The 20,744-nt window shown below is 46.5% G+C and carries 23 protein-coding genes, 1 pseudogene and 1 riboswitch; of the genes and pseudogenes, 17 read left to right on the plus strand and 7 right to left on the minus strand.

Going from position 1 to position 20,744, the window contains the following annotated elements; translation table 11 throughout:
- Positions 1–76: 76 nt before the first annotated feature.
- The 4 genes and pseudogenes from G9F50_RS11045 (at position 77) to G9F50_RS11060 (ending at position 3,663) form a co-directional block, all read left to right on the plus strand.
- A complete protein-coding gene (locus G9F50_RS11045) occupies positions 77–1,858 on the plus strand; it encodes a M3 family oligoendopeptidase (protein ID WP_060561931.1) in 1,782 nt (593 codons plus the stop codon).
- Between the two features lie 117 nt (positions 1,859–1,975).
- On the plus strand, positions 1,976–2,413 hold the full coding sequence (locus G9F50_RS11050; protein WP_060561930.1) for a YusW family protein: 438 nt from the start codon (positions 1,976–1,978) through the stop codon (positions 2,411–2,413).
- A gap of 155 nt (positions 2,414–2,568) precedes the next feature.
- Positions 2,569–3,393, plus strand: coding sequence for an ABC transporter ATP-binding protein (locus G9F50_RS11055; protein ID WP_060561929.1), 825 nt, complete (start codon positions 2,569–2,571; stop codon positions 3,391–3,393).
- Between the two features lie 2 nt (positions 3,394–3,395).
- Positions 3,396–3,663, plus strand: a pseudogene (locus G9F50_RS11060) (YusU family protein).
- 193 nt (positions 3,664–3,856) lie between these two features.
- Here G9F50_RS11060 and G9F50_RS11065 read toward each other — a convergent pair.
- On the minus strand, positions 3,857–4,897 hold the full coding sequence (locus G9F50_RS11065; RefSeq protein WP_025285238.1) for a ketopantoate reductase family protein: 1,041 nt from the start codon (positions 4,895–4,897) through the stop codon (positions 3,857–3,859).
- Between the two features lie 13 nt (positions 4,898–4,910).
- Positions 4,911–5,657: an acetoacetate decarboxylase gene (locus tag G9F50_RS11070; protein ID WP_012118395.1), complete on the minus strand. Its 747-nt coding sequence runs from the start codon at positions 5,655–5,657 to the stop codon at positions 4,911–4,913.
- A gap of 120 nt (positions 5,658–5,777) precedes the next feature.
- Here G9F50_RS11070 and G9F50_RS11075 point away from each other — a divergent pair, with 120 nt between their 5' ends.
- Positions 5,778–6,665 carry a LysR family transcriptional regulator gene (locus tag G9F50_RS11075; RefSeq protein WP_012118394.1) on the plus strand — a complete coding sequence of 296 codons (888 nt, stop codon included), beginning with the start codon at positions 5,778–5,780 and terminating at the stop codon, positions 6,663–6,665.
- A 114-nt stretch (positions 6,666–6,779) separates the two neighbouring features.
- Here G9F50_RS11075 and G9F50_RS11080 read toward each other — a convergent pair whose 3' ends face one another.
- The 4 genes from G9F50_RS11080 to G9F50_RS11095 form a co-directional block, all read right to left on the minus strand.
- Complete coding sequence (locus G9F50_RS11080; RefSeq protein WP_007410079.1) at positions 6,780–8,375, minus strand: MDR family MFS transporter; 1,596 nt, start codon at positions 8,373–8,375, stop codon at positions 6,780–6,782.
- Between the two features lie 20 nt (positions 8,376–8,395).
- A complete protein-coding gene (locus G9F50_RS11085; RefSeq protein WP_003151828.1) occupies positions 8,396–8,857 on the minus strand; it encodes a MarR family winged helix-turn-helix transcriptional regulator in 462 nt (153 codons plus the stop codon).
- A 138-nt stretch (positions 8,858–8,995) separates the two neighbouring features.
- Entirely contained in the window at positions 8,996–9,328 is a 333-nt protein-coding gene (locus tag G9F50_RS11090) for a spore coat protein (protein ID WP_003151830.1), read from the minus strand.
- A gap of 11 nt (positions 9,329–9,339) precedes the next feature.
- A complete protein-coding gene (locus G9F50_RS11095; protein WP_015418171.1) occupies positions 9,340–9,597 on the minus strand; it encodes a hypothetical protein in 258 nt (85 codons plus the stop codon).
- Positions 9,598–9,686: 89 nt separating this feature from the next.
- Between G9F50_RS11095 and G9F50_RS11100 the strand changes: the two genes are divergently transcribed.
- A complete protein-coding gene (locus G9F50_RS11100) occupies positions 9,687–10,595 on the plus strand; it encodes a proline dehydrogenase family protein (protein ID WP_060561927.1) in 909 nt (302 codons plus the stop codon).
- 29 nt (positions 10,596–10,624) lie between these two features.
- Here the strand turns inward: G9F50_RS11100 and G9F50_RS11105 are convergent, their stop codons facing one another.
- Positions 10,625–10,765 carry a YuzL family protein gene (locus tag G9F50_RS11105; protein WP_079891077.1) on the minus strand — a complete coding sequence of 47 codons (141 nt, stop codon included), beginning with the start codon at positions 10,763–10,765 and terminating at the stop codon, positions 10,625–10,627.
- A 190-nt stretch (positions 10,766–10,955) separates the two neighbouring features.
- On the opposite strand from G9F50_RS11105, the gene G9F50_RS11110 reads away from it, so the two are divergent.
- The 11 genes from G9F50_RS11110 (at position 10,956) to G9F50_RS11160 (ending at position 20,732) form a co-directional block, all read left to right on the plus strand.
- Positions 10,956–13,325: a 3-hydroxyacyl-CoA dehydrogenase/enoyl-CoA hydratase family protein gene (locus G9F50_RS11110; protein ID WP_060561925.1), complete on the plus strand. Its 2,370-nt coding sequence runs from the start codon at positions 10,956–10,958 to the stop codon at positions 13,323–13,325.
- A gap of 10 nt (positions 13,326–13,335) precedes the next feature.
- On the plus strand, positions 13,336–14,511 hold the full coding sequence (locus G9F50_RS11115) for an acetyl-CoA C-acetyltransferase (protein ID WP_060561924.1): 1,176 nt from the start codon (positions 13,336–13,338) through the stop codon (positions 14,509–14,511).
- A gap of 18 nt (positions 14,512–14,529) precedes the next feature.
- Positions 14,530–16,314: an acyl-CoA dehydrogenase family protein gene (locus G9F50_RS11120; RefSeq protein ID WP_060561923.1), complete on the plus strand. Its 1,785-nt coding sequence runs from the start codon at positions 14,530–14,532 to the stop codon at positions 16,312–16,314.
- 113 nt (positions 16,315–16,427) lie between these two features.
- Positions 16,428–16,784, plus strand: a complete 357-nt coding sequence (locus tag G9F50_RS11125; RefSeq protein ID WP_003151843.1) for an arsenate reductase family protein — start codon at positions 16,428–16,430, stop codon at positions 16,782–16,784.
- 59 nt (positions 16,785–16,843) lie between these two features.
- Complete coding sequence (gene gcvH, locus G9F50_RS11130) at positions 16,844–17,227, plus strand: glycine cleavage system protein GcvH (RefSeq protein WP_003151844.1); 384 nt, start codon at positions 16,844–16,846, stop codon at positions 17,225–17,227.
- A gap of 54 nt (positions 17,228–17,281) precedes the next feature.
- Complete coding sequence (locus G9F50_RS11135) at positions 17,282–17,518, plus strand: YusG family protein (RefSeq protein ID WP_003151845.1); 237 nt, start codon at positions 17,282–17,284, stop codon at positions 17,516–17,518.
- Between the two features lie 69 nt (positions 17,519–17,587).
- Positions 17,588–17,953, plus strand: coding sequence for a toprim domain-containing protein (locus G9F50_RS11140; protein ID WP_060561922.1), 366 nt, complete (start codon positions 17,588–17,590; stop codon positions 17,951–17,953).
- A gap of 2 nt (positions 17,954–17,955) precedes the next feature.
- Positions 17,956–18,276 (plus strand): thioredoxin family protein, encoded by a 321-nt coding sequence (locus G9F50_RS11145; protein WP_003151847.1) that lies wholly within the window; start codon positions 17,956–17,958, stop codon positions 18,274–18,276.
- Between the two features lie 96 nt (positions 18,277–18,372).
- A complete protein-coding gene (locus G9F50_RS11150) occupies positions 18,373–18,723 on the plus strand; it encodes an SCP2 sterol-binding domain-containing protein (RefSeq protein WP_007410085.1) in 351 nt (116 codons plus the stop codon).
- Positions 18,724–18,833: 110 nt separating this feature from the next.
- Positions 18,834–18,940: riboswitch (SAM riboswitch) on the plus strand.
- 105 nt (positions 18,941–19,045) lie between these two features.
- Entirely contained in the window at positions 19,046–20,071 is a 1,026-nt protein-coding gene (gene metN, locus G9F50_RS11155; RefSeq protein ID WP_003151850.1) for a methionine ABC transporter ATP-binding protein MetN, read from the plus strand.
- Positions 20,064–20,732 (plus strand): methionine ABC transporter permease, encoded by a 669-nt coding sequence (locus G9F50_RS11160; protein ID WP_060561921.1) that lies wholly within the window; start codon positions 20,064–20,066, stop codon positions 20,730–20,732. The genes metN and G9F50_RS11160 overlap by 8 nt, the downstream gene beginning before the upstream one ends.
- Positions 20,733–20,744: the final 12 nt, after the last annotated feature.

The raw sequence follows: 20,744 nt of genomic DNA on the forward strand, positions 1-20,744 counted from the left end.
AGGAGAAATCGTTCGGAAATATGTCAGAATTGTTTTATAATGGAGTCAGCTTCGGATAGAAAGGGGTAAAGAAAAGATGGCATTAGAGGGATTGAAGGAAACATGGGATTTAAACTCCATTTTTGAGGGCGGGAGCCGGTCGGAAGAGTTTCAGCAATACATACAAGAGCTCAAAAAGCATCTAAGCGCTTTTCAACATGCGGTTGAAGCATTTACAGTTCCGACGCATGCGGATGAAAGCCGGGAGCTGATCAATCTGATTGATAGGTTTGAACGGTCAGCGATCATGATCAGGCAGGCGGGAGCGTTCGTCGGCTGTCTTCAGGCTCAGAACACTCATGATCAGAAAGCGAATGAATGGAGGGCGCGGATCAATCAGCTGAGCAGTGATTTTAAATCCGCTCTGGTCACCCTTGACGATACACTTGCCCGGATTGACGAGCCGGTCTGGGAGGAGCTGCTGCAAAAACCGGAACTTCAGGATCTCACATATGTTTTAAATGAGAGAAGAGACCGGGTCAAAGAGAAGCTCAGCGCTTCAGAAGAAAGGCTGATTGAGGGCCTGGCCGTTGACGGCTATCACGCATGGGGCGACCTGTATAATGCGGCTGTCGGCAGAATGAAGATTCCGTTTGAGGATAAAGAGCTGTCGGTCGGCCAAGCGGAAAATATGATGGCGCACCCGGACCGGCGGATCAGACGTCAAGTGTTCAAAGAGCTTAATGAAGCGTGGAAAGGAGAAGAGGAGCTTTTCGGCAGCACGCTGAACCATCTGGCCGGCTTCCGCACGGAAATCTATAAAGCGCGGGGCTGGAAAAGCGCTTTAGAAGAGCCGCTTGCGATCAACCGGATGAAAAAAGAAACGCTGGATGTCATGTGGCAGGTCATTACCGATCATAAAAAGCCTTTTGCCGAATACCTGAATCGAAAGGCGTCTCTTTTAGGGCTTGAGCGGCTGAACTGGTATGATGTGGACGCGCCGATCGGCGAGGCTCCGAAAGAATACACATATGATGAAGCGGCCAATCTGATCGTCAGCCAATTTTCGACGTTTGGCAAAAAGCTGTCCGCATTTACGGAAAAAGCGTTCCGTGATCGGTGGATAGAAGCGGAAGACCGCAGCGGTAAACGGGTCGGCGGTTTCTGCACCAGCTTTCCCGACAGCGGAGAATCCCGGATTTTTATGACGTTTTCCGGAAGCGCTTCGAATGTATCGACGCTGGCGCATGAGCTCGGTCACGCGTTCCATCAGGAGGCCATGCTTCAAGTGCGGCAGCTGAACAGAGCCTACGCTATGAATGTGGCTGAAACAGCCTCGACCTTTGCGGAAATGATCGTCGCCGACGCCGCTTTGAAACAAGCGGAGACAAAGGATGAAAAGCTGTTCTTGCTTGAAGATAAAATTCAAAAAAGCGTAGCCATGTTTATGAATATTCATGCGAGATTTTTATTTGAAACGCGTTTTTATGAAGAGCGCAAGCAGGGCGTCGTTCCGGCTGAGAAACTGAATGAACTGATGGAAGCGGCGCAGAAAGAAGCGTTTTGCGATTCATTAGGGGAGTACCACCCTCATTTCTGGGCGTCGAAACTGCATTTTCATATTACGGGAGTGCCGTTTTACAACTTTCCGTATACGTTCGGTTACTTATTTTCGCTTGGAATATATGCAAGAGCTCTTCGGGAAAAAGCGGATTTTGAAGAAAAATATATCGCGCTTTTGTGTGACACGGCTTCGATGACTGTTGAGGATTTGGCGATGAAGCACCTTGGAGCGGATCTGACGGAACGGTCGTTTTGGGAAGACGCGGTCCGCCTTGCCGTACAGGATGTGCAGGAATTTTTAGAGCTGACTGAATGATAATCTGGAGATGAACCGGCCGGAGTGTTACCGTTCCGGTTCTTTTTTTTTAATGAATGACAGCCGCCTCCCTTGGAAATACCTAAAAACGATCGGAATGGAATGGGAGTGAATCGCATGAAATGGATCAGAACGGGGGGCGTTTTATGTCTTACGCTGATGCTGATTGCCGGCTGCCGATTGAATGAAGAAAAACGGGAAGCGGAACAAGACAGCACACCCGTATCATCCGCGAAGCCGGTTCCTTACAGCAGCTTTTCCCTTCGCGTCAGCTACGGAGCCGGAGAGCATAACCGCTATGAAGGTTTGTATGAAAGAAAAGACGGTCATGAAAAGGCTGACATCCGGGACAAGCTCTCAGGGGTTCACAGAGAGGGCGAGGAAGCGCTTGATGAAATGAAGATGATCCTTGGAGAACTTGCCGTAAACAGCCGGATGCAGGAAAGCGAGGTCGTCCGGCAGGTGCTCTCGGCTTTTAATTTGGACAGCCGCTATGACCATTTTTATCTGAAACTGAAAAAGAATGATGGAGAAAAGACGGAAATAAAAAAATAACCGCCGCCCGCTGCTTTTTTGCCCAAAACTAATTGATAATGATATTCAGAGTCATTAATTTCTGTTACAATATAATCATGATCTCACGTTGAATGTTTAGGCAATTTGTTTATATACATAGTGTTGGGAAACTCAAAAAAGGAGCGGTTAGCGGTATGAGTGCAATTTCTACAGAGACGCTGAGCTTAGGGTACGGAGAAACTGTTATCATTGACGAATTGGATGTCGCGATTCCAAAAGGCGAAATCACTGTATTGATCGGAAGCAACGGCTGCGGAAAATCGACGCTTTTACGTTCATTGGCCCGGCTGATGAAACCGAGGGGCGGTTCTGTGCTTTTAGAAGGAAAAGCCATCGCTAAGCTTCCGACGAAGGAAGTGGCAAGAGAGCTCGCTATTTTGCCGCAGAGTCCGTCAGCTCCCGAAGGCCTGACGGTGTATCAGCTTGTGAAGCAGGGAAGATACCCTTATCAAAGCTGGCTGAAGCAATGGTCCAAAGAGGACGAAGACGCAGTCGCAAAAGCGCTTAAAGCGACGAAGCTTGAGGAAATGGCCGACCGTCCGGTGGATTCCTTGTCAGGCGGACAGCGCCAGCGCGCATGGATTGCGATGACACTCGCTCAGGATACGGATATCATTCTGCTTGACGAGCCGACAACCTATCTCGACATGACGCATCAAATTGAAATTCTTGATTTGCTGTTTGAATTAAATGAAAAAGAAAAACGCACAATCGTCATGGTGCTGCACGACCTGAATCTGGCATGCCGTTATGCCCATTATCTGGTCGCCATTAAGGATAAACAGATTTACGCAGAGGGCCGTCCCGAAGAAGTCATCACTTGCGAGCTTGTACAGCAGGTCTTTGCGATGAACTGCCAGGTAACGCAAGACCCGCTGTTCGGCACGCCGCTTTGCATTCCGCACGGACGCGGCAGATGTATCGTGCAGGAAGCGGCCCTCACCGCCCGATTGTCATAATCATGAAAAAGGGAAGGGAACGGTATGGAAGAGAAACTGCAGCAGCAGCTGGACGGCCTGCTTGAGAAATACACGGAACTATTGCTTGGCGAAACAAACCCGGATGTAAAGGAAGAAGTCAGGCAGTGGATTTTGTATACACATATCGCAAAAAGCATGCCTCCGCTCGTCAAACATTGGAATCAATCCTACCCGGACGCCAAAGAGGGCATCAAAGCTGCGATACAGCATATTAAACAGCTCAATGAAGCACACAGAAAAAAACAATAAAAAAGCTTTCGGCATCAAAGAGAGGTGCCGGAAGCTTTTTTTGCTGAAAAGGAATCAATAAGAGCTTCGTTCAATTCATAGGCGAAGAACTTTAATGTAACTAACGCACCCGTTTGTTAACGTATATTTCTTCCGCTCGCTGAACCAAGAAAAAAGGACCGCCGCAGCAATCCCTTTCTCTCTTTCCTATATATCACATTTCCTTTCGGATACGTAATAACTCTTCAAATGCTTTTATATTTGTATCAAAATTGGGCACTGTTTGAGATTCCTCGGCACATTTGACTTGTGCTACAACCAAATCATGAAAAGGTGTTGAAATGCCAGTACCTTCTGCCATTTTGGGAATAACTCCATTAATATAATCAATTTCAGTTTTGCGTTTTTTCTCAAGATCCTGGAGCATACTTGCTCTTAGCAGCCTAGATGGTTCCATGGCTGACCTAAATGTTTGGATACGTTCAGGAATATCATTTTCACTTCTTAATTCCAAAGATTCTAAATCAAGGCCGCCCATTTTCGCAAATTTGACACCATTGGCGTGTCCAACCTTAATCGTCTCATCTGCGATATGGACAGCACTAACAATGCCGATTTCATGGTCAAGAATGTCTCCGTATTCTCCGTTTAATGCAGCCGATAAACCACTGAATGCATTATTGATAAGTAATTTTGACCACTTCGTTCCAACTAAATTATCGGAAATATGTGTTCCGCCGATAAGGTCTAAAACCGATTTAATACGCTGGATTCTTTCTGTTGTTTCACCATGTAATTCTCCAATTTGAAAAGCGTACTCTTTAAATTGAGTATACTCAGTTGTAAGTCTGGATACGCCTGGTTCAATAAATGTAGCACCAAATTCAACAGAACCTGCAATAACACGTTCATCACCAACGATCGAAGCAACTTTCTGTTCAGGTATACCGTTTTGCAAGGAACATACTACACTGTCATCCTTTAAAAAAGGCAGTAACTCTTTAAGGATGGAGTCATTATATAATTGTTTCGTCAGAAGTAATATTAAATCATACTTTCCTGATTTGTTTTCAGGGGTGATGGCTTTCACCTTTGCTTGAAATTCCGTTGTACCAACTACTTTAGCACCAATTTGATTTAGAGTATCTACATGTTCTTTGTACGAATCAATCAATTCGACATCCATTCCGCCAGCAGACAGATATGCTCCAACAATGGTTCCTAAAGAACCTGCTCCTAAAACTGCAATTCTCATTGTAAACGTCTCCTTATTTTTCCTCTAAGTAGTTATAAACCGGCTGTGCTGCATTTAAGGTTAAATCTGTAAGGATATGAGATGCTGAAACAACTTCTAATACAGGCAAATCTGCAAGAGGTGCCAGAGCATGTTCAAATAATTGAAGCCGCGCCGGTCCAGTCCAGGCACCTTTAACTTCTATATTCGTTATTTGCGTTCGCACCAAATCACAAACCCTTAAATCACCATTGTAATCAGTAGCAATCTTAACCATAAAATTAGGTCGGCAAATTTCCCTTTTCGCTTTTTCCTTGTCCATTTCGAAATGTTTATATCCCATAGTCGCAGTTGCCACACGAAGACTGCCATAATCCAATGTGCCAACAAGAGTATCAGAGTCTATATACAGCTTAGGGGCACCCAATTTCTTTGGATATGCAGTAAGTTCCCGTCCGCTTGCAATAGCCGGGAAATTGTCAACATACATAGAATGTACATAATCTCCTTCTTCACCATTAAAGCTGACAGGGATGACTTGTCCTGCCTCTGTATAGGCACCAAGTCCGGAAACATCGGGCATCCACATCACTTCGAATTTCACTAAAGGTTCAGTAATTTCAAGAGGTTCCGGCACTGCTGCACGTAAAGCTTTTTCATCCGTTCGGTAAATAATATTTAAATATTCACGGTTAACAAATTTATAATTTGGGATAGGATAAGCAGGGGCTGTTAGTGGCGTATTTAAATTTTTTGCTATATCTTTCACATCAATTTTCATTGAATGACTCCCTTTCCTTTTCTTTAACTATGCTATTATCTTACATTCGCATTTACATTTAATCCAATACATAATAAGGTATATATATATTTATTGAAATAAATGAGGGGGTGCAGACAGATGGAATTGCTGCAGCTAAAATACTTTCAGACAGTTGCCTATACTGAACATATCTCTAAAGCAGCAGAACAATTAAAGATTGCCCAGCCTTCTTTAAGTCTCACTATAAAAAGACTTGAGAATGAACTGGGAACAACCTTGTTTGAGAGAAAAGGCAGAAATATTAAGCTGAGTTCAGCAGGGAAAATTCTTTTAAAACGTGTAAACAGGATTTTTACTGAGATTGAAAATGCACAAACGGAAATTCAATTGGAGGAACATCGAATTTCTGACACCATCAGAATATCTATTTCCAATCCAAGATTCCTTGCAGGACTGATGAGTGAATATATCAACCGCTCTCCTCAATCAAAAATTCTCCAAGCAATCGGAGTTAAAAGCGAGATCATAACAAGTTTAAAAAAAGGGGACATTGATTTAGGAATAACAGGTCATCCGATTCAAGATGAAGAGATAGAGAGTTGGGTGCTGGTAAATGAAGATATTGTTCTGGCTTTGCCCTCAAACCACCGATTTACGGGTAAAACAGAAATTTCTTTACGCCTTGTCGCCGATGAACCATTTATTACCCTTGCTAATAATGAAGAGTATAGCGGTTTTACAGCCTCGCTTTGTGAGAAAGCTGGTTTCACCCCAAATATTGCATTTGAGGCAGATTCTCATTTACTGGTCGAGATTATAAAGCTGGATCAAGGTGTGGCGTTGCTTCCTATTTCAGTTTGCAGAACATTGGGGCTGAATTTTATAAAAGTGACTGATCACTCTGCTTCATATCCAGTCGGCTTATCTTGGATGAGACATAAGCTGTTATCTTCTTCGGTAAGAAATTTTCGTGACTTTATTATGTCGTACTATAAAGATAACTATGAAATGTTTAAGGTTTATTAAAGAATTCCATCACTATTTTTTTGAATTTTCACCCCCCATTTCCAATGAGGCGGAAGACTGGTCATTCCCAGAAGATATAAAAAAATCCCGCGGCATCCGCGGGATTTTTCTTTGTTAAACGGCTTTCGCCTTTTCTTCTTGTTTGCCTGTCTTTTTATTTGTCAGCTTAATTGATTTAACAAACAGCGTGAGGATTAATCCGGCAGCGATAAAGGCCAGGCCTGTGAAAAACACGCTGTGAAGCGAATCCATCAGTGACGTTTTCAAAACCGGCACGATATGGGAAGAAAATGCGGCCGGAATCTGCTTAATCGATTCCTGGCTGAACAAGGATTGAAGCAGCCCTTCAGGATTCTTGTCAATCATACCTTTAAACTGGGCGGCAAAGGCACTTGCCTGTTTCGGGAGTGAGTCTAAGTAAGGCACCAGTCTGTCGGTTAAAAGGCTTCCTGATCTGGCATTCATGACAGCGCCGAGCACCGTAATGCCGAACGTTCCCCCGATCATCCGGAAAAATTGGCTTGAAGAGGTCACAACACCCAGCTCTTCTTTTGAAAACGTTTCTTGCAGAGCGAGCGTGAGAAGCGGCATGACGAGCCCCATTCCAAGACCGATCACGGCCATATAGCATGTAGCCGCGAGCTTGCTTGTATCCAGCTGCAAAGTCGTTAATAAGAAGAAGCCGACGGCCATGATCAGCATGCCGATCATGATTTGCGGTTTAATACCGATCTTATAAACCAGCTGGCCTCCGATAATACTTGTGATAATCATAGATACCATCATCGGCGTCATAATCGTGCCGGACGCGGTGGCGCTGACTCCGATAATTCCCTGCATAAAGAAAGGAACGAACGTAACGGCGCCGAACATGCCGATACTCATGAAAAAGCCGATCAGATTCAGTACGGTAAACGTTCTGTTTTTAAACAGGTACATCGGCAGAATCGGTTCTTTTGCTTTGATTTCAGCGAAAATGAATCCGACAATCCCGGCAAGTGCAAGCGCAAAGAGACCGAGAATCTGCCAAGAGCCCCATGCGTAATCCTTTCCTCCGAAGCTGAGCGCGAGGAGGAGGCTGACGATTCCGACGATCATTGTGAAAATGCCGGCGATGTCAAAGTTAATCGGCCCGGTCTGTTTTCTGCCTTGAAGTCCTCTTGCGATAAAGATCACGGCTAAAATTCCGACAGGCAGGTTGATATAGAAAACCCATTTCCAATTTAATGAGTCAACAATCCAGCCCCCGATTTGCGGGCCGATCACGGAAGCAAGCCCGTAAATCGCTCCGAAAAGCCCTTGGAACTTGGCACGCTGTTTCCCTGTGAACAAATCCCCGATGACGATCATAGCCATCGGCATCATGACACCGCCGCCGATTCCCTGAAGTCCGCGGAAAATAATCAGTTCCGTCATGTTGCTGGCCATTCCGCACAGTGCGGAAGCTCCCATAAAAATCAATAAACCTGATACATAGACGACGCGGCGCCCCAATAAATCTGCAAGTTTCCCCGCAATCGGAACGATCGTCGTCGAAGTTAAAAGATATGCCGTGGTCAGCCACGTCATCATGCTTAATCCCCCGAGGTCACCCACGATTTTAGGAATCGCCGTTCCTACGATGGTGCCGTCAAGGGCTGAGAAAAACATGGCGATGATTAAGCCGGTTATTAATAATGTGCGTTTTGGATCTTTCTTTTCAATGCTCATGTTTCGGCAGCTCCTCTTTTCTATTCGTTTTCTTTTTGATCAGCCGCGTATTTCTCGGCGGCTTCCGCTACTTTGCGGATGATGTTCACGGACTGAATCAGTTCATCGTCAGTCAGAACGGACAGGTTTCGCGCCAGTATCGCTTTCCGCCCTTCCACAACATCTTCGAATTTTGTTTCGCCTTTTTTGGTGAGGCTGATGTCGATGACGCGTCTGTCCTGCTGGTTATGTTTGCGGACGATAAGTCCTTTTTGTTCGAGGCGGTCGGCCATCAGCGTCACTGCGCTCGGCTTTACCTCCATGCGTTCCGCAATTTCGGAAACTTTGCAGCTCCCGTGTTTTTTCAGGCTGGCTAAAACAAATAATTGGGCAGGCGTCACCTCGTGTTTTGCCATGCTTTCCACCATTTCGGGCTGTATGTTTTGCAGCAGCGTCTGAAGAGATTTCTGGATATCAGACACATATTGATCCGCGTTTTTCATAACTCCTCCTCATCTTGTTCCTCGAGAAAATAATTAACATTAGTTAAATATAAATAAGGATTAATGACAAGTCAATCTTTTTGTGCAAAAATAAAAAAAGGATTGATGCTTGTCGAAAACATCAAATCCTTCTTCGTTTTACTGCTGGTAGGGAGACTGCTGCTGAATGGTCTGCCGGAACTTCTGATACGATTGCTGAAGCTTTTGGGTATCGGCTGCTTCAATGGAATACCAGCCATTTTGAAACATCACATCGTATAATCTTCTTTGCGCTTTTTGTGACTCATCGAAAATCGCCTGAATATCTTGATAAAGAGACTCGTGGCTGAACTCGTGCAGGGCTGTGCAATATGAAGCCGTGATGTATTTTTCCGTCGTCAGCAGCTCATTCACCAAGTCTCTGTCATTCATTTGCGCCGTATTGGGCACGGGCGTTTGCGGATTCGTGATTTTTTGGTTTTGCTGTTCCATGTATTGTCCTCCTATTGCATATAGCCTGTTGTTGTCTGCCCGCCTTGATCGGGGTTCAAGCGGCCCAATATGTGCTGATAATGCTTCTGATGCATCCGGCCGATCTGATCAAGCTCTTGTTTTAACGTCTGATTCTGGCAGTGTTCCGCCATAAAATGCGCTTTTTTCATGGCAAGCAGATTCCAGTTCAGCATGTCCTCAAGATACAAATGGTCTTTCGTTGAGATGACGGCAGGCGGCAAGTTTCCGTGCTGCTCTTGGTTGTTCATATAAACGCCTCCTTCAATTCTGTTCTTTTTAGCTTTCTCTGCGACCGGAAATTCATACACGAATAAAAGAAAAAGGAGGGAGTTCATCCTTGCTGCGGAGCATATGTTTATTTTTGTCGAAAAATAAAATGCTTACAAAATTCGCCCAGGCTTACGGAATCCGCTTCGGCGCGGGAAGGTTCGTTGCGGGGGAAACACTCACGGAAGCTGTGAAAACGGTAAAGCGGCTGAACCAAAAAGGGCTGTCGGCTTCGATTGATTATCTAGGTGAATATGCGGGTTCAGAGAAGGATGCGACAAGGACGGCGGAAGAATGTAAAAAAGCAATCAGGGCCATTGCCGAGAATCAACTGGATTGTGAGCTGTCGCTGAAATTAACATCCATCGGTCTGGATATTTCCGAGAAGCTCGCGGAACAGCATGTCAGAGACATATTGACGGAGGCAAAAGAACGCGGCGTGCCTGTAACGATTGATATGGAGGACTATTCAAGATGCGGCCGTACACTTGAGCTGTATAAGCGGTGCAAGCCGGATTTCCCGATGCTCGGCACCGTCATTCAGGCTTATTTGTACCGCGCAGCTGAAGACATCAGCGGTCTGATGCCATACAAGCCGAGGCTCAGGCTTGTAAAAGGCGCTTATAAAGAATCGGCGGCCGTTGCATTCCCTGATAAAAAAGCAACCGATCTTCATTTTCAGCAGCTGATTAAGCTGCAGCTTTTGAGCGGCCATGAAACGGCGGTGGCGACACATGATGATGACATCATTTCTTTTACGAAAACACTCATCAGCGAACATCAGATTCCCCGGGAGCAGTTTGAATTCCAAATGCTGTACGGCATCAGAACGGAGCGCCAGAAGGAGCTTGCCGAAGAAGGATACAGGATGAGGGTGTATGTCCCGTACGGAACCGATTGGTACGGGTACCTGATGAGAAGAATTGCCGAGCGCCCGGCTAATGCGGCATTTGTGCTGAAAGGGATCTTCAAAAAATAACGGCTGCTCCAAAAAGCAGCCGCAGCATGTTATTCCATGTTGTCTTTTTTATATTGCTGATTTTGGCTCGTCTGTTTGCCGCCGCCGTATTTTTGTTTCGGTCCCGCATTTCCTTTCATGCTGGCCGCGCTCACTGCGGCAGAAGACGGATCTTTTCTCCCTCGCACCATTCCCTTCACCTCCGGGTTTAAGTTTCCCGCCCGCGCCATGGAACATGCGGAAGCAGAAAAATTTAAAAAAATTCCATATTTGCTATTGAAGTCATCCTGAAAATCTTTTAAGATGAAAGAAGAAAAGGGTTTCATTTTTTTTGCTGAAAAAATGAATGACTATTCATTCAAAGTTCAAGGGGGATGACTCATGCACAAGTTTATAAAGAAAGCAGCCGTTCTCGGATCAGGCGTCATGGGGTCCGGAATTGCCGCGCACTTGGCTAACATCGGAATTCCCGTCCTGCTGCTTGATATTGTGCCAAACGAGCTGACAAAGGATGAGATGAAAAAAGGGCTGACATTAGAAAGCCCGGAGGTCCGCAGCAGACTGAGCCGATCGGCCATGCAAAAGCTGCTGAAGCAAAAACCGGCGCCGCTGACTTCGGCTGCCAATCTCGACTATATAACGGCGGGGAATTTGGAAGATGACGCAGCTCAATTGAAGGATGCTGATTGGATTATTGAAGTCGTCGTCGAAAATCTTGACGTAAAAAAACAGATTTTCTCACTCGTTGATGAATACCGGAAACCGGGAAGCATCGTGTCGAGCAATACGTCCGGTATCTCCGTCACAAAAATGGCGGAAGGCCGATCTGCCGATTTTAAAGCTCATTTCTTAGGAACCCATTTCTTTAATCCGGCCCGCTACTTAAAGCTTCTGGAAATCATTCCGATTCAGGAAACAGATCCTGACGTGCTGGAGTTTATGACTTCATTTGCAGAAAACACGCTCGGGAAAGGGGTCGTCATCGCAAAAGATACGCCTAATTTTATCGCCAACCGCATCGGTACGTACGGCCTGCTGGTCACGGTAAGAGAAATGCTTTCTTCCGGCTGCCGCATCGGCGAGGTGGACACGGTGACCGGGCCTTTGATCGGCAGACCGAAAAGCGCGACCTTCAGAACCCTTGACGTTGTGGGGCTTGATACTTTCGCCCATGTGGCAAAAAATGTGTATGATAAAGCCGACGGCGCTGAAAAAGACATGTTTAAGCTTCCTGAATTTATGAATGACATGCTGAAAAACAATTGGCTGGGCAGCAAATCAGGCCAAGGTTTTTACAAAAAAGAAGGTAAAACAATATATGAACTCGATCCGCTGACCATGACATACGGTGAGCGCTCGAAAATGAAGACGCCCGCTTTAGAAGCCGCCAAACAGGCAAAGGGTGCCAAAGGCAAAATGAAAGCGCTTATATACTCTGATGACCGCGCCGGGCGCCTGCTTTGGAATATTACATCGCAAACACTCTTATACTCAGCCCGGCTTTTAGGTGAGATCGCTGATGATATCAAAGCAATTGATGACGCCATGAAATGGGGCTTCGGATGGGAGCTCGGACCGTTTGAGATGTGGGATGCCATCGGCGTCAGAAAATCAGCGGAGCGGCTCGAAGAAGAAGGCGCAGCACTCCCCGGCTGGGTGAAAGAAATGCTTGATCAGGGCCATGAAACATTTTATATGAAGGAAAACGGAACACCATTTTACTATTCAGACGGCCAATACAGGGCTGTGAAAGAAAATCCGAAACGGATCAGCCTGCAAACGTTAAAAGAAACAAAAGGCGTTATCACTAAAAACAGCGGAGCAAGTCTGATTGATCTCGGCGATGATGTCGCGCTGCTGGAATTTCATACGAAAAGCAACGCGATCGGCTTAGACATTATTCAGATGATTGACAATGCGCTTGAGGAAACGGAGCGGAATTATAAAGGTCTTGTCATCGGTAACCAAGGCAGACATTTCTGCGCGGGGGCAAACCTTGCGATGATTTTGATGGAAGCTCAGGATGATAACTTCATGGAAGTCGATTTTGTCATCCGCCGTTTTCAGCAGACGATGCTGAACATCAAATACAGCGCTAAACCCGTTGTCGCGGCGCCATTTGGGATGACACTCGGCGGCGGCACGGAAGTCTGTCTCCCGGCGGCACGCGTTCAGGCGGCGAGCGAATCGTATATGGGTCTTGTTGAAACCGGCGTCGGCCTTATTCCGGGCGGCGGAGGAAACAAAGAGCTGTACATGAATTATTTGGACGGCGGAAGTGAACTGATGGACGCAGCGATTAAAACCTTCGAAACAATCGCGCTTGCCAAAGTGTCCGGTTCGGCACACGAAGCCCGTGATATGAAGATTTTGTCCGCGGCAGACCGTATCAGCATGAATCAGGATCACCTGCTGCACGATGCGAAACAGCTGGCTGCTTCCTTATATGACAGCGGATACCGCCCGCCTGCCCGCAAAAAAGTGAAAGTCACCGGGGAAACCGGATGTGCGGCATTACTGCTCGGAGCAGACCAAATGAGACGGTCGGGTTATTTATCCGATCACGATATGAAGATTGCGAAGAAGCTGGCCCATGTCATTGCCGGCGGAAGAGTCCCGTTCGACACGGAGGTTTCAGAAGAATATTTGCTCGAGATTGAAAGAGAAGCCTTTTTAAGCCTCGCTGGCGAGGCGAAATCTCAAGCGAGAATGCAGCATATGCTCGTCAAAGGCAAACCTTTACGGAACTAGGAGGGTGTTTATGAGAGAAGCAGTCATTGTGGCCGGTGCGAGAACCCCGGTCGGTAAAGCGAAAAAAGGATCGCTTGCAGCCGTTCGTCCTGATGATTTAGGCGCGCTTTGTGTAAAAGAAACGCTGAAACGGGCAGGCGGATATGAAGGAAATATCGATGACTTAATTATCGGATGTGCAACACCTGAAGCCGAACAAGGATTAAATATGGCGCGGAATATCGGTGCGCTGGCGGGGCTTCCTCATACGGTGCCGGCCATTACGGTGAACCGCTACTGCTCTTCCGGGCTCCAATCCATCGCTTACGGTGCTGAAAAAATCATGATCGGCGCGGGTGACACCGTCATTGCGGGCGGTGCGGAATCCATGTCGCAAGTTCCGATGATGGGGCATGTGACCCGCCCGAATATCGCTTTGGCAGAGCATGCGCCTGAGTATTACATGAGCATGGGGCACACAGCGGAGCAGGTAGCCGAAACGTACGGCGTATCCAGAGAAGACCAGGATGCATTTGCCGTCCGCAGCCATCAGAATGCCGCAAAAGCCCTTAAAGAAGGCAAATTCAATGACGAAATCGTGCCGGTTGAAGTATCGCTGACAGAAGTCGGTAATGACCATAAGCCGCGGAAAAAACAATTTATCTTTTCTCAAGATGAAGGCGTTCGTCCCGGCACATCGGCTGACGTCTTGGCGAAGCTCCGTCCGGCTTTTTCTAAAACGGGAACCGTGACGGCCGGGAACTCTTCACAAACAAGTGACGGCGCGGCGGCTGTCATGCTGATGGATCGCGAAAAAGCTTCGTCGCTCGGATTGGCGCCGCTTGTCAAATTCCGTTCCTTTGCTGTAGGCGGCGTTCCGCCTGAGGTAATGGGAATCGGTCCGATTGAAGCCATTCCGCGGGCGCTCAAGCTTGCCGGACTTGAATTACAGGATATCGGGCTTTTTGAATTGAATGAGGCCTTTGCTTCACAGGCCATTCAAGTCATCAGATCGCTTGGGATAGATGAAGAAAAGGTGAACGTCAACGGAGGCGCCATCGCGCTCGGACATCCGCTCGGATGCACGGGAACGAAGCTGACCCTGTCGCTCATTCATGAAATGAAACGGAGAAACGAGCAATTCGGCGTGGTGACGATGTGCATCGGAGGCGGCATGGGAGCTGCCGGCGTATTTGAACTCATTTAAAAAAAGGGGGAAACGAACATGAAACAGGAAACGGTCAACGTCAAAAAAGGCGGCAGCTTTCTGATTGAAGAGACGGGATATGATCAAATATTCACTCCGGAGGACTTTACAGACGAACACAAAATGATCGGCAAAACGACAGAAGACTATGTCGTAAACGATGTGCTTCCTTATATCGATGAAATTGAAAACCATCAGTTCGAGCATTCGGTCAGACTGCTGAAAAAAGCCGGAGATCTCGGCCTCCTCGGAGCAGACGTGCCTGAAGAGTACGGCGGAATCGGCCTGGATAAAATCAGTTCAGCCTTCATTACGGAAAAGTTTTCACGTGCCGGCAGCTTTTCGCTGTCTTACGGCGCTCACGTCGGGATCGGCTCATTGCCGATCGTGTTCTTCGGAACGGAAGAACAGAAAAAAACCTATTTGCCGGACTTGGCTTCAGGACAAAGAATCGCGGCATACGCCTTAACTGAGCCCGGTTCAGGTTCAGATGCCCTCGGCGCGAAAACCACGGCTGTTTTGAATGAAGCGGGCACACACTATATTCTTAACGGAGAAAAGCAATGGATTACAAACTCCGCCTTTGCAGATGTCTTTGTCGTCTACGCTAAAGTGGACGGAGATAAGTTTTCTGCATTTATCGTAGAAAAGAACTATCCGGGCGTGTCAACGGGACCGGAAGAGAAAAAAATGGGGATTAAGGGTTCATCGACAAGAACGCTGATTTTAGATCAGGCGGAAGTCCCGAAAGAAAACCTTCTCGGCGAAATCGGAAAAGGCCATGTCATCGCTTTTAATATCCTGAATATCGGGCGCTACAAGCTTGCCGTCGGCACAATCGGCGCTTCAAAACGGGTGATTGAGCTGTCTGCCGCTTATGCAAACCAGCGCCGGCAATTTAAAACGCCGATCTCAAGCTTCACGCTCACTCAGGAAAAGCTTGCGACGATGTCAGCTCGGCTTTACGCGATGGAGAGCTCTGTATACAGAACAGTGGGCTTATTCGAAGATAATATGAGCAGACTGACGGAAGCAGAGCAAAAAGACGGACGCGAAGTCGCGAAGTCAATCGCCGAGTACGCGATTGAATGCTCGCTCAACAAAATGTGCGGTTCTGAAACGCTTGATTATATTGCCGACGAAGGCGTTCAAATTCACGGCGGTTACGGATTTATGCAGGAATATGAAGTGGAGCGCGCTTATCGCGACTCAAGAATCAACAGAATTTTTGAAGGCACAAATGAAATCAACCGCCTGATCGTAACGAGCACGTTCCTGAAAAAAGCCGTAAAAGGTCAGCTGCCGCTCTTTGAAAAAGCAAAAGCGCTCCAAGAAGAACTCATGATGCTGATGCCTGAAGAGCCGGGCTCAAAACCTCTTGAACAGGAAAAATACATTGTCAGACAGGCGAAAAAGATCGCCCTCTTGACAGCGGGTCTCGCGGCGCAGAAATACGGCAAAGAGATCGAAGGCGAGCAGGAAATCATGGTGAACATTGCCGATATTGTCAGCGCGCTGTACGCTTTGGAATCAGCCGTCCTCAGAACGGAAAAAGCAATTGCGGCGGACGGTGCCGAAAAAGCCGCGCAGAAGCTGTTATATACGGAAATCTTTGCCCAGGAAGCCCTTCAGAACATTGAAGCGCACGCCAAAGAATCACTGATCGCCATGGAGGAAGGAGATTCCCTCCGGATGATGCTTTCCGTGCTGCGCAAACTGACGCGCCTGACGCCGAAAAACCTCATTCAGAAAAAACGTGAAGCGGCAGCCGCCGTCTTCCGTGAAGAAAAATATACGGTCTGATCACATGCTGAAAGCGCTCCTTCATCAGGGGCGCTTTTTCATGAAGCAACGTTATAGGTTTTTACAAGTGATTGTGTTAAAATAACGACGATCATTTACAAGGGGTGAAGAAGATGTCGTTAAATTTTTACTGGTACCCTAAATGCGGAACGTGCCGTAATGCGAAAAAATGGCTGGAAGACCGCGGTAAGGAAATAAACGAAATACATATCGCGGAGGAAACTCCGTCGAAAGAAGAAATTAAAGACCTCTATGAAAAGAGCGGTCTTGAGCTCAAAAAGTTTTTCAACACGAGCGGAATGAAATACCGCGAGCTGAACTTAAAGGAAAAACTGTACCATATGTCAGAGGATGAACAGCTCGAACTCCTGGCATCAGACGGTATGCTCCTGAAACGCCCGATTACGACAGACGGCGAAAAAGTCACTGTCGGCTTTAAAGAAGACCAATTCGAAAAATATTGGATGTAATGCCAGGTTCAAAGAATTATGGTATCTTCTTATTATAAGAAAAAAATGGAGGGATTTAGATGAGCACACCGAAAGATATGCGTTATTCCAAAGAGCACGAATGGGTCAAAGTTGAGGACGGAAAAGCCCGCATCGGGATTACACATTTCGCGCAAGCCGAACTTGGCGACATCGTCTTTGTCGAGCTTCCGGAAGTCGGCGCCGAAATTAAAGCGGACGAGCCATTCGGCAGCGTGGAATCCGTCAAAACCGTTTCCGAACTGTACGCACCGATTAACGGAACGGTGACGGAAGTGAACGAAGACCTTGATGACAGTCCTGAATTCGTAAACGAGTCTCCGTATGAAAAAGCGTGGATGATCGTCGTGGAACCGGCTGATGCTGAAGAAATCGAAAACCTCATGACTTCCGAGCAATATGACGAAATGACACAAGAAGACTGATCGGATAGCAAAGGGGCCATTTGGACATTCTATCTGTAACGGGAGGTGTCTAAAATGGCTTTTGATAAACAAAAGGTCGATGTGACGGAGAACGTTACGGGCCGCTTTCAAAACGGCCGGTTTTCCTTATTTCATGAAAATGAAGCCATCGGCGAGATGACAGGCATGGACCAGTACGAGCTCAAACAGGGCTTTTCATTTGAAAATCAAAAATTTTATAAAACAGCCGATGTCATAAACGGCAGCGATCCGAAATATGTCGATTGCGATTATGAGAATGGCTGGTGTTAACAGTTGGCGGTGAATTTCACTGCCTTCTTTTTCAATCTGACGCTAAAACAATCGGCAGGTGACGCGCTTATGTACAACGGAGATGAAAAGGTCATTATCGTAGAAGGAAAATCTGATAAAATCAAAGTCAGGGAAGTGCTCATCGAACCCGCGGAAATCGTCTGTACAAACGGAACGATCGGCCAAACCGAACTGGAAGATTTGGCGGACCGCCTGTTTGACAGAGACGTCTATATTTTAACGGACGCAGATGACTCCGGAGAAAAATTAAGAAAACAGCTGAAACGGGAGCTTCCCGACGCGCGCCATATTTATATAGACAGAACATACAAGCAAGTCGAGTCGTGCCCAGGCCATCATCTCGCATCTGTGCTGATCAGAGCCGGCTTTGATGCTGACACTGTATTTTTGAAAAAGAACGACCTGAGGTGGTAATCATGAAAGAACTCCAAGAAAATGAACTCGAATCGATTCAGGATGACGTTTATCTCCTGTATTTGTACACCCCGTTTTGCGGCACATGCCAGCTGGCGTCCAAAATGCTTACTGTCGTCGAAGAAATGCTGCCCGGCGCCGCCTTCTATAAAAACAACGTGAATTATTCCCCCGCATTCGCCAAAGCCTATCAGATTGAAAGCGTTCCGTGCTTTTTGCTGTTTAAAGGCGGAGAGCTTGTTGAGAAAGGATACGCCTTCCGCTCCGTTTCCTATTTATATGAGCTGATTAAACAAAAAACATCGCAAACGTTCCCGATGTGACAATATTTACAGGAAAATGTCGTGCGGTTTATAAAGGGTTCTGTCCGTTAAAAAGAGAAAGTGTATGTATGGCCATTAAAACGGGAGGTTATACGAGTGGAGAAAATAGAAGTTTCAGAGAATGACGGACAGCATCTGTTTTTGAAACCGCTATTAAACGCCTCAACGCTGCTGATTACATTCCAAGGAGAAACAGAAGCCTTAACGGTCTCAATTAACGGACAGGGAGAAATGAGAAAAACGTCGGTTTCAAAGGAAAAATCTAATTTGACCTTTTACGGAAACCAGACGGAAATCATTCATCTCCTGCATGGTGATGTCTCTTTGCAAAAGCTTATCCAAAGCGGAAAACTCAAAGTGAAAGGATCATTCAGAGCTCTGCTGAAGCTGGAGGCCATCCTCTGGCTGACAAACGGATTTTTTCAGGCGATCAGTAAACGGCCGTAACTGCCAATCTACTATGTGACAATAGCTTCCAATATTTATTTTATTGACTTTTTATCATTCGCCGTGCTATTCTACAGTAAGAATTTCCGGACGAAAATACGATATGTTTTCTCTTATCAAGAGAGGTGGAGGGAAGTGCCCTATGAAGCCCGGCAACCATCAACAATGTTGAAATGGTGCCAATTCACTCGAAGCGGTCTGCTTTGAAAGATGAGAGAAAGGCCTTTTTCAATAAGCCTTTCTGCTCATTTTTGCAGAAAGGCTTTTCTTTTGCGGAGAAACCCGGAAGATTTCTTAGAATAGTGTAAGGCGGGTGATTGCTTTGATCCATCTTCAAAATGTTTCAAAAATTTACAAAGCGAAGCATGGGGATGTCAATGCTGTCCAAGATGTCACTCTTGATATCAAAAAGGGCGAAATATTTGGAATTATAGGATATAGCGGAGCTGGTAAAAGTTCCTTAATCCGTCTCCTGAACGGCCTTGAAAAGCCGACGTCGGGAACCGTGGAAGTCGCGGGGACGGAATTAAATAAAGTAAGCAGCCGCGGGCTGAGAAAAGCGCGCCAGGAAATCAGCATGATCTTCCAGCATTTTAACCTTCTGTGGTCGCGCACCGTTCGGGAGAACATTATGTTCCCGCTGGAAATCGCCGGCGTGAAAAAAAGCGAACGGGTCCGCCGCGCTGATGAATTGATTAAACTGGTCGGATTAGAGGGGAAAGAAAAATCTTATCCGTCGCAGCTGAGCGGCGGTCAAAAGCAGCGTGTCGGCATCGCCCGGGCGCTCGCCAATAATCCGAAAGTCCTTCTGTGCGATGAAGCGACATCAGCGCTTGATCCGCAGACGACCGATTCAATTTTGGATCTTTTATCCGATATAAATGACAGACTCGGTCTGACGATCGTGCTCATTACCCATGAAATGCATGTCATCCGAAAAATCTGCAACAGAGTCGCCGTCATGGAAAACGGGAAAGTCGTTGAAGAAGGCGAAGTACTCCAAGTTTTCAGAAACCCGCGCGAACCGATGACCAAGCGTTTCGTTCAGCAGGTGACAGAACCGGAGGAGACGAAAGAAACCATCCAGCATTTTCTGCAGGAAACAGCGACAGGAAAAACGATTCAGCTTTCATTTGTCGGGCAGGCAGCCGAGCAGCCCCTCATTACGGAAATGATCCGAAACTTTGATGTGGACGTCAATATTCTGCAGGGGAAAATTTCACAGACGAAGGACGGAGCCTACGGTTCTTTATTCATTCATATTGACGGTCAGGAAAAAGAAGTAGAAAACGTGATCCGGTTCATCAAAGACAAACAGGTAGAAGCAGAGGTGATCACAAATGTTTGAAAAATGGTTCCCGAACGTTGATATAACCGAGCTGTGGACGGCCACATACGAGACCCTTTATATGACGGTCATCGCATTAGTTTTTTCATTTATCATCGGAGCGATTCTCGGTCTTCTGCTCTTTTTAACGGGCAAGGGAAGCTTATGGGAAAATAAAATCATTAACACCGTGATTGCGTCGGTCGTTAATATTTTCAGGTCTATTCCGTTTCTTATTTTAATTATTCTGCTTCTCGGCTTTACTAAGATTTTGGTCGGATCGATTTTAGGACCGAACGCCGCATTGCCGGCGCTGATTATCGGCTCCGCGCCGTTTTACGCCCGTCTTGCGGAAATTGCGCTGCGCGAAGTCGATAAAGGAGTCATCGAAGCTGCCAGATCAATGGGAGCAAAGACATCAACGATTATCTTCAAAGTGCTGATTCCTGAATCAATGCCTGCGTTAATTTCAGGCATCACCGTTACGGCCATCGCCCTGATCGGATCTACCGCCATTGCCGGCGCCATCGGTTCAGGCGGACTCGGAAACCTTGCATATGTAGAAGGCTACCAGTCCAATAATACGGATGTAACGTTTGTAGCGACAGTATTTATACTCATCATCGTCTTTATCATTCAGATTATCGGTGATGTAATTACAAATATAATAGACAAAAGATAAGGGAGGATTTAC

It is taken from the genome of Bacillus sp. EKM206B (genome assembly GCF_011066015.1).
GTDB lineage: Bacteria > Bacillota > Bacilli > Bacillales > Bacillaceae > Bacillus > Bacillus velezensis.